This window comes from Chimaeribacter sp. YP20170169 (genome assembly GCF_056739715.1).
The window spans coordinates 276,510-289,229 of sequence record NZ_CP176824.1; the positions used below are offsets into that span (position 1 = coordinate 276,510).

Annotated in this window: 16 protein-coding genes; 11 read left to right on the top strand and 5 right to left on the bottom strand. The window is 55.5% G+C overall.

What is annotated here, in order from left to right; genetic code table 11:
• Positions 1–250: 250 nt before the first annotated feature.
• The 11 genes from fkpA (at position 251) to bfr (ending at position 8,631) form a co-directional block, all read left to right on the top strand.
• Positions 251–1,093, top strand: a complete 843-nt coding sequence (fkpA, locus tag ACK3SD_RS01200; protein WP_481126524.1) for an FKBP-type peptidyl-prolyl cis-trans isomerase — start codon at positions 251–253, stop codon at positions 1,091–1,093.
• Positions 1,094–1,336: 243 nt separating this feature from the next.
• The gene (locus tag ACK3SD_RS01205; RefSeq protein WP_168195789.1) at positions 1,337–2,059 is read left to right on the top strand and encodes a helix-turn-helix transcriptional regulator; all 723 of its coding nucleotides are present in this window, start codon (positions 1,337–1,339) and stop codon (positions 2,057–2,059) included.
• Positions 2,059–2,448 (top strand): sulfurtransferase complex subunit TusD, encoded by a 390-nt coding sequence (gene tusD, locus ACK3SD_RS01210; protein ID WP_137761932.1) that lies wholly within the window; start codon positions 2,059–2,061, stop codon positions 2,446–2,448. The genes ACK3SD_RS01205 and tusD overlap by 1 nt, the downstream gene beginning before the upstream one ends.
• A gap of 8 nt (positions 2,449–2,456) precedes the next feature.
• On the top strand, positions 2,457–2,816 hold the full coding sequence (gene tusC, locus ACK3SD_RS01215) for a sulfurtransferase complex subunit TusC (protein ID WP_137764871.1): 360 nt from the start codon (positions 2,457–2,459) through the stop codon (positions 2,814–2,816).
• Positions 2,817–2,826: 10 nt separating this feature from the next.
• Positions 2,827–3,114 carry a sulfurtransferase complex subunit TusB gene (gene tusB, locus ACK3SD_RS01220; protein ID WP_137761933.1) on the top strand — a complete coding sequence of 96 codons (288 nt, stop codon included), beginning with the start codon at positions 2,827–2,829 and terminating at the stop codon, positions 3,112–3,114.
• A 131-nt stretch (positions 3,115–3,245) separates the two neighbouring features.
• Positions 3,246–3,620 carry a 30S ribosomal protein S12 gene (gene rpsL / locus ACK3SD_RS01225; RefSeq protein ID WP_004930426.1) on the top strand — a complete coding sequence of 125 codons (375 nt, stop codon included), beginning with the start codon at positions 3,246–3,248 and terminating at the stop codon, positions 3,618–3,620.
• Positions 3,621–3,717: 97 nt separating this feature from the next.
• The gene (rpsG, locus tag ACK3SD_RS01230) at positions 3,718–4,188 is read left to right on the top strand and encodes a 30S ribosomal protein S7 (RefSeq protein WP_005969574.1); all 471 of its coding nucleotides are present in this window, start codon (positions 3,718–3,720) and stop codon (positions 4,186–4,188) included.
• A 96-nt stretch (positions 4,189–4,284) separates the two neighbouring features.
• Positions 4,285–6,399, top strand: coding sequence for an elongation factor G (fusA, locus tag ACK3SD_RS01235; protein ID WP_481126525.1), 2,115 nt, complete (start codon positions 4,285–4,287; stop codon positions 6,397–6,399).
• Between the two features lie 69 nt (positions 6,400–6,468).
• Positions 6,469–7,653 (top strand): elongation factor Tu, encoded by a 1,185-nt coding sequence (gene tuf, locus ACK3SD_RS01240; RefSeq protein WP_137761935.1) that lies wholly within the window; start codon positions 6,469–6,471, stop codon positions 7,651–7,653.
• A gap of 233 nt (positions 7,654–7,886) precedes the next feature.
• Entirely contained in the window at positions 7,887–8,081 is a 195-nt protein-coding gene (gene bfd, locus ACK3SD_RS01245; RefSeq protein ID WP_137761936.1) for a bacterioferritin-associated ferredoxin, read from the top strand.
• A gap of 70 nt (positions 8,082–8,151) precedes the next feature.
• A complete protein-coding gene (bfr, locus tag ACK3SD_RS01250; protein ID WP_481126526.1) occupies positions 8,152–8,631 on the top strand; it encodes a bacterioferritin in 480 nt (159 codons plus the stop codon).
• Positions 8,632–8,650: 19 nt separating this feature from the next.
• Here the strand turns inward: bfr and ACK3SD_RS01255 are convergent, their stop codons facing one another.
• The 5 genes from ACK3SD_RS01255 to gspJ are packed head-to-tail and all read right to left on the bottom strand — an operon-like array spanning position 8,651 to position 12,720.
• On the bottom strand, positions 8,651–9,445 hold the full coding sequence (locus ACK3SD_RS01255; RefSeq protein WP_481126527.1) for a prepilin peptidase: 795 nt from the start codon (positions 9,443–9,445) through the stop codon (positions 8,651–8,653).
• Between the two features lie 16 nt (positions 9,446–9,461).
• Complete coding sequence (gspM, locus tag ACK3SD_RS01260) at positions 9,462–9,920, bottom strand: type II secretion system protein GspM (protein ID WP_481126528.1); 459 nt, start codon at positions 9,918–9,920, stop codon at positions 9,462–9,464.
• Positions 9,917–11,074, bottom strand: coding sequence for a type II secretion system protein GspL (gene gspL / locus ACK3SD_RS01265; protein ID WP_481126529.1), 1,158 nt, complete (start codon positions 11,072–11,074; stop codon positions 9,917–9,919). The genes gspM and gspL overlap by 4 nt, the downstream gene beginning before the upstream one ends.
• Positions 11,075–12,061: a type II secretion system minor pseudopilin GspK gene (gspK, locus tag ACK3SD_RS01270; protein ID WP_481126530.1), complete on the bottom strand. Its 987-nt coding sequence runs from the start codon at positions 12,059–12,061 to the stop codon at positions 11,075–11,077.
• The gene (gene gspJ / locus ACK3SD_RS01275; RefSeq protein WP_481126531.1) at positions 12,058–12,720 is read right to left on the bottom strand and encodes a type II secretion system minor pseudopilin GspJ; all 663 of its coding nucleotides are present in this window, start codon (positions 12,718–12,720) and stop codon (positions 12,058–12,060) included. The genes gspK and gspJ overlap by 4 nt, the downstream gene beginning before the upstream one ends.

Sequence of the window (12,720 nt, forward strand, 5' to 3'; positions counted from 1 at the left end):
ACTCGCCAATCCGGCGGAAGGCGAAAGGGCCGGATTCTACCGCCATCGGCGGCACATTGCTTGGTTTGCACGGTTGCCGGCGGGAAGAATAGTCAGCAGGCAACGAAACTTCCTGACGCAAATAAGGTCGGAATATAACGCATTTGCTGAGTATAGAGATTGTTTTGCCGTTGCGCAGACAGTTATAGTAGCAAAAGAATTTTGGTAATCGTTGCTTGGGGCCAGACTCCCTAAGCCATTGGAGAAATGGATGAAATCACTTTTTAAAGTAACGCTGTTGGCTACAACGATGGCAATGGCACTGAGCGCTACCCAGGTGATGGCTGCGGAAGCGGCAAAAGCAACGGATACCGCGGCCCCGGCTGCGTCCGCCGCACCGGCCGTCAACGGCGCCTTCAAAAATGAGGACCAACAGTCCGCTTACGCGCTGGGTGCCTCCCTCGGCCGTTACATGGACAACTCCCTGAAAGAGCAAGAGAAGCTGGGTATCGCGCTGGACAAAGCGCAGCTGATCGCCGGTGTGCAGGACGCCTTTGCTGACAAGAGCAAGCTCTCTGACCAGGAGATCGAGCAGACCCTGCAGGCATTCGAGGCCCGCGTGAAGGCTTCCGCTCAGGCGAAGATGGAGAAAGACGCGCAGGAGAATGCCACCAAGGGGCAGACTTACCGCGATAAGTTCGCCAAAGAGAAGGGCGTGAAGAAAACTGAATCCGGCCTGCTCTACCAAGTAGAGAAACCGGGTGCCGGTGATGCGCCGAAAGACAGCGACACCGTAGTGGTGAACTACAAGGGCACCCTGACCGATGGCACCGAGTTCGATAACTCCTACACCCGTGGCGAGCCGCTCTCCTTCCGTCTGGACGGTGTGATCCCAGGCTGGACCGAAGGCCTGAAGCACATCAAGAAAGGCGGCAAGATCAAGCTGGTCATCCCACCGGAGCTGGCTTACGGCAAAACGGGCGTTCCGGGCATCCCGGCGAACTCCACGCTGGTGTTTGACGTTGAGCTGCTGGACGTGAAAGCCGCGCCAAAAAATGACGCTGGCGCAGACAAGGCAGAAGACGCTGCCGCCGCAGGCGCGAAAGGCCAGTAAGCCTTCCCGCTGCGCCATAGAACCGTCGCCTACTGGCGGCGGTTTTTTTATGCCTTTTTTCCACCGCCCGCCATTGGGTGCCAGGATAACTTGACGCCTTTCGCTCCCCGTCATAACGTCTTTAGCAATTCCAGGCTCGTTACCCCGGCAGATTTGCTAGACTGACGACCTAAAGATAGTGAGTGATGAGTCTGCTGGCCCCGCGCCGGCCCGGCTCTCTCTACGCAGAGGATGGTATCTTCGATGTCTAATTCGCTCTTACCTGGCGAAATCAGCGACCTTGATTTGCTGGAACAACGGCCCTTCACCGCCACGGACCACGAGATCCTGAAATCCTATGAGGCAGTGGTGGATGGCTTGGCAATGCTGATTGGCGGGCATTGCGAGATCGTCCTGCACTCGCTTGAGGATCTCAAGTGCTCGGCGGTGCGCATTGCCAATGGCGAGCATACCGGCCGTAAGATCGGCTCGCCGATTACCGATCTGGCGCTGCGGATGCTGCACGATATGGCTGGCGCTGACAGCAGCGTCTCCAAAGCATACTTTACGCGGGCGAAGAGCGGCGTGCTGATGAAATCCGTCACCATCGCCATTCGCAACCATGAGCAGCGGGTGATTGGCCTACTCTGTATCAACATGAACCTCGACGTGCCGTTTTCGCAGATTATCCAGACCTTTATCCCGCCCGAGGCGCATGAGATTAGCTCTTCCGTGAACTTTGCCTCTTCGGTGGATGATCTGGTGGCGCAGACGCTGGAGTTCACCATTGAGGAGGTCAATGCGGATCGCAATGTCTCCAACAACGCCAAAAACCGGCAGGTGGTGCTGAACCTGTATGAGAAGGGGATCTTCGACATCAAGGACGCCATCAACCAGGTGGCTGACCGGCTGAATATCTCTAAGCATACGGTCTATCTCTACATCCGCCAGTTCAAAAGCGGCGACCTGTTGGGAAGTGACCGTTGATGCTGCGTTATGCCCTTTTGGTCACCGGGCCAGCCTACGGCACCCAGCAGGCCAGTGCCGCCTACCAGTTCGCCCGTGCGCTTCTGGCGGCGGGCCACCATCTGGAGAGCATCTTCTTCTACCGTGAAGGGGTGTTGAACGCCAATCAGCTGACCGCACCGGCCAGTGATGAGTTCGATCTGGTGCGCGCCTGGCAACGGCTGGCCGTTGAGCATCAGGTGGCGTTGAATGTCTGTGTGGCAGCGGCGCTGCGCCGTGGCGTGACGGATGAGAACGAGGCGCGGCAGTTGTCGCTCGGCCATGCCAATTTGCAGAGTGGCTTTACCCTGAGCGGTCTGGGCGCGCTGGCAGAGGCCTCCCTGCGCTGCGACCGGATGGTACAATTTTGATGGATGAGATGAAACGCGTCGCCTTTATTTTTACCCAAGGGCCGCACGGCAATGCTGCCGGACGTGAGGGGCTGGATGCGCTGCTGGCGGCCTCGGCCCTGAGTGAGCAGATCGGCGTCTTTTTCATCGCCGATGGCGTACTGCAACTGCTACCCAATCAGGCGCCGGAGAAGATCCTGGCGCGTAACTACATCGCCACCTTTGGCGTGCTGCCGCTGTATGACGTGGAGCACTGCTACCTGTGTGAAGCCTCACTGCAGGCGCGCGGCATCGCGCCTGACCTGCCGTGGGTGCTGGAGGCCGAGGTTCTGCCGCCGGATGCGCTGCGCGAGCGGCTGGCCAGTTACGATGTTGTGATGACTTTTTAACGGATGCCCCATGCTGTTGACTCTCTCCCACTCCCCGTTCCACACTGATGTGCCAGCGCTGCTGCGGCTGGCAGGCGAGGGTGATGACCTGCTGCTGATGCAGGATGGCGTGCTGGCCGGGTTAACGGGCAGTGCTGCCCTTGATTTGCTGCTGGCCGCCCCCATCTCCCTCTTTGCACTGAAAGAGGATGTGGAAGCCCGCGGGCTGACTGGTCAAATTTCAGACAAAATCGCGCTCGTCGACTATACTATTTTCGTCACACTGACCGTTAAACACGTTCAGCAAATCGCAGGGTGATTGCGGGTGGCACTGTATATTTCTTGACACCTTTCTTAGTCAGCAATAAAATTCTGCGTCCTCGTACTTTGCCTTCTGGCATACGAGGCGATTTATTACGTGTTTACGAAGCAAACCCAGGAGCTTTTTTAATGGCAACGATTAACCAGCTGGTACGCAAACCACGCTCTGTGAAGGCTGCGAAAAGCAACGTTCCGGCGCTGGAAGCCTGCCCGCAAAAACGTGGTGTATGTACCCGCGTATATACCACCACCCCGAAAAAACCGAACTCCGCACTGCGTAAAGTGTGCCGTGTTCGTCTGACTAACGGTTTTGAAGTCACCTCCTACATCGGCGGTGAAGGTCACAACCTGCAGGAGCACTCCGTGATCCTGATCCGTGGCGGTCGTGTTAAAGACTTGCCAGGTGTGCGTTACCACACCGTTCGCGGTGCGCTCGACTGCTCCGGTGTTAAAGACCGTAAGCAAGCTCGTTCTAAGTACGGCGTTAAGAAGCCAAAGGCTTAATGGTTCTCCGTTAAGTAAGGCCAAACATTTTTAACTTTAATGTCAAAATAAACTCGTAGAGTTTTGGACAATCCTGAATTAACAACGGAGCTATTCCATGCCACGTCGTCGCGTCATTGGTCAACGTAAAATTCTGCCGGATCCTAAGTTCGGATCTGAGCTGCTGGCCAAATTTGTAAACATCCTGATGGTAGATGGTAAGAAATCTACTGCTGAAGCAATCGTCTATACCGCGCTGGAGACCCTGGCTCAGCGTTCTGGTAAAGGCCACCTGGAAGCTTTCGAAGTAGCTCTGGACAACGTGCGCCCGACTGTAGAAGTTAAGTCTCGCCGCGTTGGTGGTTCTACTTATCAGGTACCAGTTGAAGTCCGTCCGGTTCGTCGTAATGCCCTGGCAATGCGTTGGATCGTTGAAGCTGCTCGTAAACGCGGTGATAAATCCATGGCTCTCCGCCTGGCGAACGAACTCTCTGACGCAGCAGAAAACAAAGGTACTGCTGTGAAGAAACGTGAAGACGTTCACCGTATGGCAGAAGCCAACAAGGCGTTCGCCCACTACCGCTGGTAATCACCACGCAGTAGTTATGCTAACCAAGCGGGCGCTTCAAGAAGCCAACCCGCTTGGGTTAACTAAACTTGAACGTCCTAGTGATAGAGGAATCAAATGGCTCGTACAACACCCATTGCACGCTATCGTAACATCGGTATCAGTGCTCACATCGACGCCGGTAAAACCACGACTACCGAACGTATTCTGTTCTACACCGGTGTAAACCATAAGATCGGTGAAGTTCATGACGGCGCCGCTACCATGGACTGGATGGCTCAGGAGCAGGAGCGTGGTATTACCATCACTTCTGCGGCAACGACCGCTTTCTGGTCTGGTATGGCGAAGCAATTTGATGCTCACCGTATCAACATCATCGACACCCCGGGACACGTTGACTTCACCATCGAAGTAGAACGTTCCATGCGTGTTCTTGATGGCGCGGTAATGGTTTACTGTGCGGTCGGTGGTGTTCAGCCGCAGTCTGAAACCGTATGGCGTCAGGCTAACAAATATAAAGTTCCGCGCATCGCGTTCGTTAACAAAATGGACCGCATGGGCGCTAACTTCCTGAAAGTTGTTGGTCAGATCAAATCCCGTCTGGGCGCGAACCCGGTTCCGCTGCAGCTGGCGATTGGTGCTGAAGAGAACTTCACCGGTGTTGTTGACCTGGTGAAAATGAAAGCCATCAACTGGAACGATGAAGACCAGGGCGTGACCTTCGAATACGAAGACATCCCGGCCGACATGCAGGACCTGGCTGACGAATGGCACCAGAACCTGATCGAATCCGCAGCTGAAGCATCTGAAGAGCTGATGGAAAAATACCTGGGCGGCGAAGAGCTGACCGAGGAAGAGATCAAGGCTGCTCTGCGTCAGCGCGTGCTGAACAACGAAATCATCCTGGTTACCTGTGGTTCTGCATTCAAGAACAAAGGTGTTCAGGCGATGCTGGACGCGGTAGTTGACTACCTGCCGGCTCCGACCGACGTTCCTGCCATCAACGGCATGCTGGACGACGGCAAGGACACCCCGGCTGAGCGTCACGCTAGCGATGATGAGCCTTTCTCTGCACTGGCGTTCAAAATTGCTACCGACCCGTTCGTGGGTAACTTGACCTTCTTCCGTGTGTACTCCGGTGTGGTTAACTCTGGTGATACTGTACTGAACTCCGTGAAATCTGCACGTGAGCGTTTCGGTCGTATCGTTCAGATGCACGCTAACAAACGTGAAGAGATCAAAGAAGTTCGTGCGGGCGACATCGCCGCTGCTATCGGTCTGAAAGACGTAACTACTGGTGACACCCTGTGTGACCCAGAGTCGCCGATCATTCTGGAGCGTATGGAATTCCCTGAGCCGGTAATCTCCATCGCAGTAGAACCGAAAACCAAAGCTGACCAAGAAAAAATGGGTCTGGCTCTGGGCCGTCTGGCGAAAGAAGACCCGTCCTTCCGCGTATGGACTGACGAAGAATCTAACCAGACCATTATCGCCGGTATGGGTGAGCTGCACCTCGACATCATCGTTGACCGCATGAAGCGTGAATTCAACGTTGAAGCGAACGTCGGTAAACCTCAGGTTGCTTACCGCGAAGCGATTCGCAGCAAAGTTACCGATATCGAAGGTAAACACGCCAAGCAGTCTGGTGGTCGCGGTCAGTACGGTCATGTTGTTATCGACATGTACCCGCTGGAGCCGGGTTCCAACCCGAAAGGCTACGAGTTTGTCAACGATATCAAAGGTGGTGTAATTCCTGGCGAATACATCCCTGCCGTTGATAAAGGCATCCAGGAACAGCTGAAAGCAGGCCCGCTGGCTGGCTATCCGGTTGTTGACATGGGTATCCGTCTGCACTTCGGTTCTTACCATGACGTTGACTCCTCTGAGCTGGCGTTTAAACTGGCTGCGTCTATCGCCTTTAAAGATGGCTTTAAGAAAGCAAAACCAGTTCTGCTTGAGCCAATCATGAAGGTTGAGGTAGAAACGCCGGAAGAGAACACTGGTGACGTGATTGGTGACTTGAGCCGTCGTCGCGGTATGCTGCGCGGTCAAGAATCCGAAGTTACTGGCGTTAAGATCCACGCTGAAGTACCGCTGTCTGAAATGTTCGGATATGCAACTCAGCTGCGTTCTCTGACCAAAGGTCGCGCATCATACACCATGGAATTCCTGAAGTATGATGATGCACCGAACAACGTCGCTCAGGCCGTTATCGAAGCCCGTGGTAAATAAGCCTTCGGGTTTAACACAATGATCCCGTGCTCTCCCCCGAGGGAGAGCACAAGATTAAGGAATATAGCCGTGTCTAAAGAAAAATTTGAACGTAAAAAACCGCACGTTAACGTTGGTACTATCGGCCACGTTGACCACGGTAAAACTACCCTGACTGCTGCAATCACCAACGTACTGGCTAAGAAATTCGGTGGCCAGGCTCGTGCTTTCGACCAGATCGATAACGCGCCGGAAGAAAAAGCACGTGGTATCACCATCAACACCTCTCACGTTGAGTACGATACCCCGAGCCGTCACTACGCACACGTTGACTGCCCAGGGCACGCCGACTACGTGAAAAACATGATCACCGGTGCTGCTCAGATGGACGGCGCGATCCTGGTTGTTGCTGCGACTGACGGCCCGATGCCGCAGACCCGTGAGCACATCCTGCTGGGTCGTCAGGTAGGCGTTCCTTTCATCATCGTGTTCCTGAACAAATGTGACATGGTTGATGACGAAGAGCTGCTGGAACTGGTTGAGATGGAAGTGCGTGAGCTGCTGTCTCAGTACGACTTCCCGGGCGACGACACTCCGGTAATCCGTGGTTCTGCTCTGAAAGCGCTGGAAGGCGAAGCAGAGTGGGAAGACAAGATTGTAGAACTGGCCGAAGCACTGGACAGCTACATCCCGGAACCAGAGCGTGCGATTGACAAGCCGTTCCTGCTGCCGATCGAAGACGTGTTCTCCATCTCCGGTCGTGGTACCGTTGTGACCGGTCGTGTAGAGCGCGGCATCATCAAAGTGGGTGAAGAAGTTGAAATCGTTGGTATCAAAGACACCGCGAAATCCACTTGTACCGGCGTTGAAATGTTCCGCAAACTGCTGGACGAAGGCCGTGCAGGCGAGAACGTAGGTGTTCTGCTGCGTGGTATCAAACGTGAAGAGATCGAACGTGGTCAGGTACTGGCTAAGCCGGGCACCATCAAGCCGCACACCAAGTTCGAATCTGAAGTGTACATCCTGTCCAAAGAAGAAGGCGGTCGTCACACTCCGTTCTTCAAAGGCTACCGTCCGCAGTTCTACTTCCGTACTACTGACGTGACTGGTACCATCGAACTGCCGGAAGGCGTTGAGATGGTAATGCCGGGCGACAACATTCAGATGGTTGTTACCCTGATCCACCCGATCGCGATGGACGACGGTCTGCGTTTCGCAATCCGTGAAGGCGGCCGTACTGTTGGTGCGGGCGTTGTTGCTAAAGTTATCGCTTAATCGCTGATAATTTTCTGCAAGAAAAAGGGTGCTTCGGCACCCTTTTTTTATGGCTATTCTCTTACCTGCCACCTTGAGTTGATATCACTTTTCCCCGCATTTCCCTCTCCCTTTTCGCCAAAAACCTCACTAAATACAATGATAAGTTTATGAGCTATACGGCAAAAACGAATTTGCAATAATAACGATTCGCATTTACGATATGATCAAAGAGTGTTCATTGAGTGGTTTTTATGTACGTATGTTTGTGTAATGCGGTCAGTGATAAGACGATTCGCCAAGCGGTTCGTCGATACCAGCCCCGCACATTCCAACAACTTAAGACCCTGGTTCCGGTCGGTACCCAGTGCGGCAAGTGTGTTCGCGTAGCCAGGCAAATTATGGAGGACGAGCTGCAATCGATCCCAGAATTTGAAAATATCGCCTAAATAAGCGCCAGTGCGTTGACTTACTCTATCCCGGATCTACGCTTTAGATACTGGAATGGAGGAGTTCACTATGAAAGGCGATGCAAAGATCATTACCCACCTTAATAAACTTCTTGGCAATGAACTAGTTGCGATTAACCAATATTTCCTGCATGCCCGCATGTTCAAAAACTGGGGCCTGATGCGCCTCAATGATGTGGAATACCACGAATCCATCGACGAAATGAAACATGCCGATCGCTATATTGAGCGCATCCTGTTTTTGGAAGGGTTGCCCAATTTGCAGGATCTTGGCCGGCTGAACATTGGTGAAGATGTCGAAGAGATGCTGCGATCTGATCTCAAGCTGGAACTGGATGGCGCCCATGACCTACGTGAAGCCATCAACTATGCCGACTCCATCCATGATTATGTCAGTCGCGATATGATGATTGAGATCCTGACGGATGAGGAGCATCACATCGATTGGCTGGAGACCGAGCTGGATCTGATTAATCGTGTCGGTATCCAAAATTACATCCAATCCCAAATCCGCGAAGAAGCCCAGTAATCTTTCAGCAAAACGCCAGTCAGGCGCTGCCTGCCTGGCAGATATAGATAACCATGCCCGCCAGCGCCAGACAGGGGCCAAACGGTAAGATGCCGGTCTTACCCTGTAGTAGACGGCACGCCAGCGCCGCGGCTATCCCGACCAGTGCCGCCAGCAGGCAGAGCATAGGCAGTACCTGCCAGCCCAGCCAAGCTCCCAGCGCTGCCAGCAGTTTGAAATCGCCATAGCCCATCCCCTCTCTGCCTGTCGTCAGTTTGAAGCCCCAATAGAGTAGCCATAGCGCCAGATAACCCGCCACCGCGCCATAGAGAGCATCTTGTAAAGGCAGGGTGCCGCCAACCGAATGGGCGAGCAGGCCCAGCCACAGCAATGGCAGGGTCAGGGTATCTGGCAGCAAGTAAGTGCTGATATCAATCAGGCTTAACGCCAGCAGAAACCAGATGACCGCCAGTGCGCAGAGCAGGTCGAAGGGCGTATAGAACAGGTAGGATGCGCCCAAAAATAGCAGGCCACAGAGCAATTCGACGCAAGGGTAGCGCGCAGGGATGCGGATGCCGCAGGCGTGGCAGTGTCCGCGCAGCAAAATCCAGCTCAATACGGGGATGTTGTGCCAAGCACGCAGTGGTGCCTGACAGGTGGGGCAGTGGGAGCCAGGGAACGCCAGATTAAGCGTCGGGTTTTGTTCCGGTTGGGTAATCATCAGCGGCAGGCGGTAGATCACCGCATTCATAAAACTCCCCAGCAGCAGCCCCAGCAGGACCACGCCACCGTGGAGATACCAGCCCGGCAGGGCAGAGAGAAGTGCTGTGCTCATCATACTGTGAATGCCTTTACCGTAGCGTCAGCTGGCGCACGTTGACCTGTTGGTTCGCACGGTCGCCCGCCTCAAGATTAATTTTCACGACTTCAACGTGCTGCTCTGTGGCCAACTGCCCAAGCCAGCGCAACAGGGTGGGGAAGCTGACAGGGTTCAGGGTCACAGTGAGTCCCTCTGCCGTGGCATTCTGTTGTGTCACGGTAATGCCGCTACGGGCCGCCGATTGGGTGACGATGCCGCTCAACGCCTCTTTACTGGGCTTGGGACCAAGTGGCGGGGGCAATGCCTCAGCCTGTGCCAGCATCCAGTCGAGGTTGCTCTGTTGGCTAGCAATGTGTTTTTCCAGCGTGACGATTTTGCTGTTCATCGGCATAAAGAAGCCAAACCAGAGCAGGGCGGCCGCCAGCAGTGCGCCTAAGACCATTATGATCCGCCGCTCGTGCGGCGATTTGTTCATCAGCCACTGTTTCATGAAGATCTCCTGCTGCTTAACGTGACGCTCTGCCCTTGGGCATTTGATTTACTGAAGTGAAATTCGCTGTCGGTAGCTGCCATAAAAGCGCCCAGCGCGTGGTTATCCTGAACCTCAAGTTGGAGGGTAAAGGCACCGGACGTTTGGTCGTAATCCAGACCGACAAAGGTGATGCCGGGCTTTTTGGCGGCATTGAGCCGCGTCAGCGCGGGCAGGAACGGGGGCGTACGCTTCTTCATATTTTGCTCGAAATAGAAACGCAAATTCCGGGTCTGGGGACTCTCTGGGAACCAGTGGCGATAAACCGTCTCTACCTGGGTAGTCAGTTGGTTGTCCAGACGTGTCAACTGCCACAGGGTAGCTGCCGGCAGCAGCATGGCCAATCCAACGGCTGCCGCCAGCAGGCTGACCGTAATGCGCGGCAATACCCGGCCCCAAGCTTTGGTGGGCTTGCGCGGGGTAAATTTGCCCTGTAACAGTGTAGGGAGAGCGTCAGGCAGGGCTTGCAGCATCAATAAAAAGGGGTGCGCTGGCGGCGCACGGTGCAACGCGGGATAATCGGGCGGATTATCGCTATGGCAGGTCACGCACTCCGGCTGACTCATGGTGAGGAAACGCGCGCACCAGCGGTCGTCCACCACACAGGCTGCATAGGCTGACTGGCGGATCAGCCAGTCATCCCCGAAACGGCAGGCACTCCAGCCTGCTTCAGCCAGCGGCAGCAACAGCGCATCCGCGGTGGCGCACACCACGCCAAGACCTGCCGAGTTCAAACTCGCCAGAGTCTGGTGGAGCACCCTTTCATCTATGCCCATCACTTGCAACTGCGTCTCTTGCTGGCAAAGCGTTGCCCAGTGGAGGGTGTCCGGATCGCTGGCAATGCTCTCCTCAGTCAGGTGGGCAATCAGCACATCCAATGCTCTGGGCGTTTTGGCCGGGAGCGTGAGGCTGCGGAAAACCACCATACTGGCGGGAAACAGCAGGCACACCCGCTGCGCGGCGGAATGGGTCGACAGTTCACCGAGCGCCTCATTGCTTGCCAGTTGATGAATATCCTCTGGCGTGCGGGCGTGGGAATCAAACCAGTAGACTGGTTCGTCAGGGGAGCGGCCGACCCGAATGAACAGGTGGTCAGCGCTGGGAGAGTTAGGCATTTAATCAATTATCCGGTAACGACGTTGGTACACACTCAGGCCGCCTGTTTCACTGTTGTAGTAAATCAGGCTGCTCATGCTATTGGTCTGCATTTCGAACTGTCCCTGGGTGTGCAAAATAAAGTAATCATTGCGCACAGCCAGCAAGGGCTTCAGCGCATCGCCAGCGATCTCCAGGGTGTAATTGGCTTGCTGGGCCGACTCAAAAAAAGCCTCCACTGCTGGCCAGCCGTTATGGGGGCGGGCGGCAATCAATTTGCGTGCCGCCTCCTGATCCAGACTGCCCAGAAACAGGGCAGAGAGCAGGGGGGCGTGCCGCTCAGTCAGCGTATTGATGTTGATGAGCTGGCCCTCCTCCGGTAAGACGCAGAGTTGGTCCCGGATCGATTGCAGTGCCGTCTGCGGCAAATTGGGCAGCGAGGCCAGCTCATTAAGCGAAAACATCAACTGATTGGCGGCGGCACGCGAAGGCGTGAGCGCCTTGTAGCGCGCATCCTCCGCGCCTGCCGGGCGACTGATGTCGTCATCATCCAGATAGTCGCTCAAGGTATCGATAAACTGATCGGTCTGGTCAGAACTGACGCCGGCCTGCTGCAACAGCGCACGCAGGACCTGGGTATTGTAAGGCTCAGGCTGGCCTGGCTCAGGCGGAACATTTCCACGCAAGCTGTTGAGATTGAAGCAACTCTGCGCATCCACAAGTTGGTAGCGCAGACGATAGCCTGACGGTGTTTCAAGCGCCGCCTGTTGCAACACCGGCTGTGCAAGGGAGGTAACCTTGGGGGTGTCGGCGAGCGCTTGCTGCAACTGTGACAGAACCAGCGTTTCCGCCGATCGCGCCAGCCACTGCAACTGCGTTTGCTGGAGCACCATGCTCTGCTGCTGTAGATTGGCGCGGAAGTTCAAGGTCATGTTGGCAGCCAGCGATGCCATGATCGCGAGGATCATTAGCACCACCAGTAACGCGACACCACGTTGCGTCTTCATCGGGCCGGCTCCTGCGCAGAGGGTTTGGCCGGCGAGGCCGCGCCGCCACCGGTGGCAGGTTGGGCCTCATTGGGCGCTTTCTTGCGCTTCTGCAAGGTATCCGGCAGCAGGAACAGCCGGCGAACCTCTCCCACACCTTTTACCTCGGCCACGATCTCCACAGCCTTTGGCCACGCGGTGGTGGAGGACCATCCCGGCTGCCAGCTCTGGTCGAAGAAGCGCCAGGAGAGGGACGTAACCTTATCCAGCATGATGCGGGGCACCGAGAACTCGCCCTCTGGCCGGGCCGGTAGCTGAAGTGTGCTGCGGGTCAGGCTCTCACCAGTTAACTGCCAACGCACCGCCACCAGATCGCTGGCCGCCAGAGGTTGGGTCGCGCGGGTCACATCCAGCGTGGCAAAGCCCAGCCCAGTGGATGAGAGGTCCAGCAGCGGTTGGTCTGGTTGGTTGCGACGTGGAAGGATCTGCGTCAGATCCCGCTCCATCACTGTAAAGGTGCGCTGGAGTTGATTGAGCGTCTCGCTGTGCTCCTCTACCGTCTCCTGGCTTTGCAGGGAGACGCCGAGAATCTGATAAGTCAGCAGGCTCAGCACAGCAAAAATCGCCATGGCGAGCATGACCTCGATCAGCGTGAATCCTTGTTGAGTGGCGCGTAGCAT

What these genes read in the sequence shown, in the direction of transcription:
- rpsL (WP_004930426.1), top strand. Translation starts at nt 3,246, where the DNA reads ATGGCAACGATTAACCAGCTGGTACGCAAACCACGCTCTGTGAAGGCT.
- fkpA (WP_481126524.1), top strand. Translation starts at nt 251, where the DNA reads ATGAAATCACTTTTTAAAGTAACGCTGTTGGCTACAACGATGGCAATG.
- tusC (WP_137764871.1), top strand. Translation starts at nt 2,457, where the DNA reads ATGAAACGCGTCGCCTTTATTTTTACCCAAGGGCCGCACGGCAATGCT.
- tusD (WP_137761932.1), top strand. Translation starts at nt 2,059, where the DNA reads ATGCTGCGTTATGCCCTTTTGGTCACCGGGCCAGCCTACGGCACCCAG.
- bfr (WP_481126526.1), top strand. Translation starts at nt 8,152, where the DNA reads ATGAAAGGCGATGCAAAGATCATTACCCACCTTAATAAACTTCTTGGC.
- gspJ (WP_481126531.1), bottom strand. Translation starts at nt 12,720, where the DNA reads ATGCTACGCGCCACTCAACAAGGATTCACGCTGATCGAGGTCATGCTC.
- fusA (WP_481126525.1), top strand. Translation starts at nt 4,285, where the DNA reads ATGGCTCGTACAACACCCATTGCACGCTATCGTAACATCGGTATCAGT.
- gspK (WP_481126530.1), bottom strand. Translation starts at nt 12,061, where the DNA reads ATGAAGACGCAACGTGGTGTCGCGTTACTGGTGGTGCTAATGATCCTC.
- gspL (WP_481126529.1), bottom strand. Translation starts at nt 11,074, where the DNA reads ATGCCTAACTCTCCCAGCGCTGACCACCTGTTCATTCGGGTCGGCCGC.
- rpsG (WP_005969574.1), top strand. Translation starts at nt 3,718, where the DNA reads ATGCCACGTCGTCGCGTCATTGGTCAACGTAAAATTCTGCCGGATCCT.
- bfd (WP_137761936.1), top strand. Translation starts at nt 7,887, where the DNA reads ATGTACGTATGTTTGTGTAATGCGGTCAGTGATAAGACGATTCGCCAA.
- tusB (WP_137761933.1), top strand. Translation starts at nt 2,827, where the DNA reads ATGCTGTTGACTCTCTCCCACTCCCCGTTCCACACTGATGTGCCAGCG.
- ACK3SD_RS01205 (WP_168195789.1), top strand. Translation starts at nt 1,337, where the DNA reads ATGTCTAATTCGCTCTTACCTGGCGAAATCAGCGACCTTGATTTGCTG.
- ACK3SD_RS01255 (WP_481126527.1), bottom strand. Translation starts at nt 9,445, where the DNA reads ATGAGCACAGCACTTCTCTCTGCCCTGCCGGGCTGGTATCTCCACGGT.
- gspM (WP_481126528.1), bottom strand. Translation starts at nt 9,920, where the DNA reads ATGAAACAGTGGCTGATGAACAAATCGCCGCACGAGCGGCGGATCATA.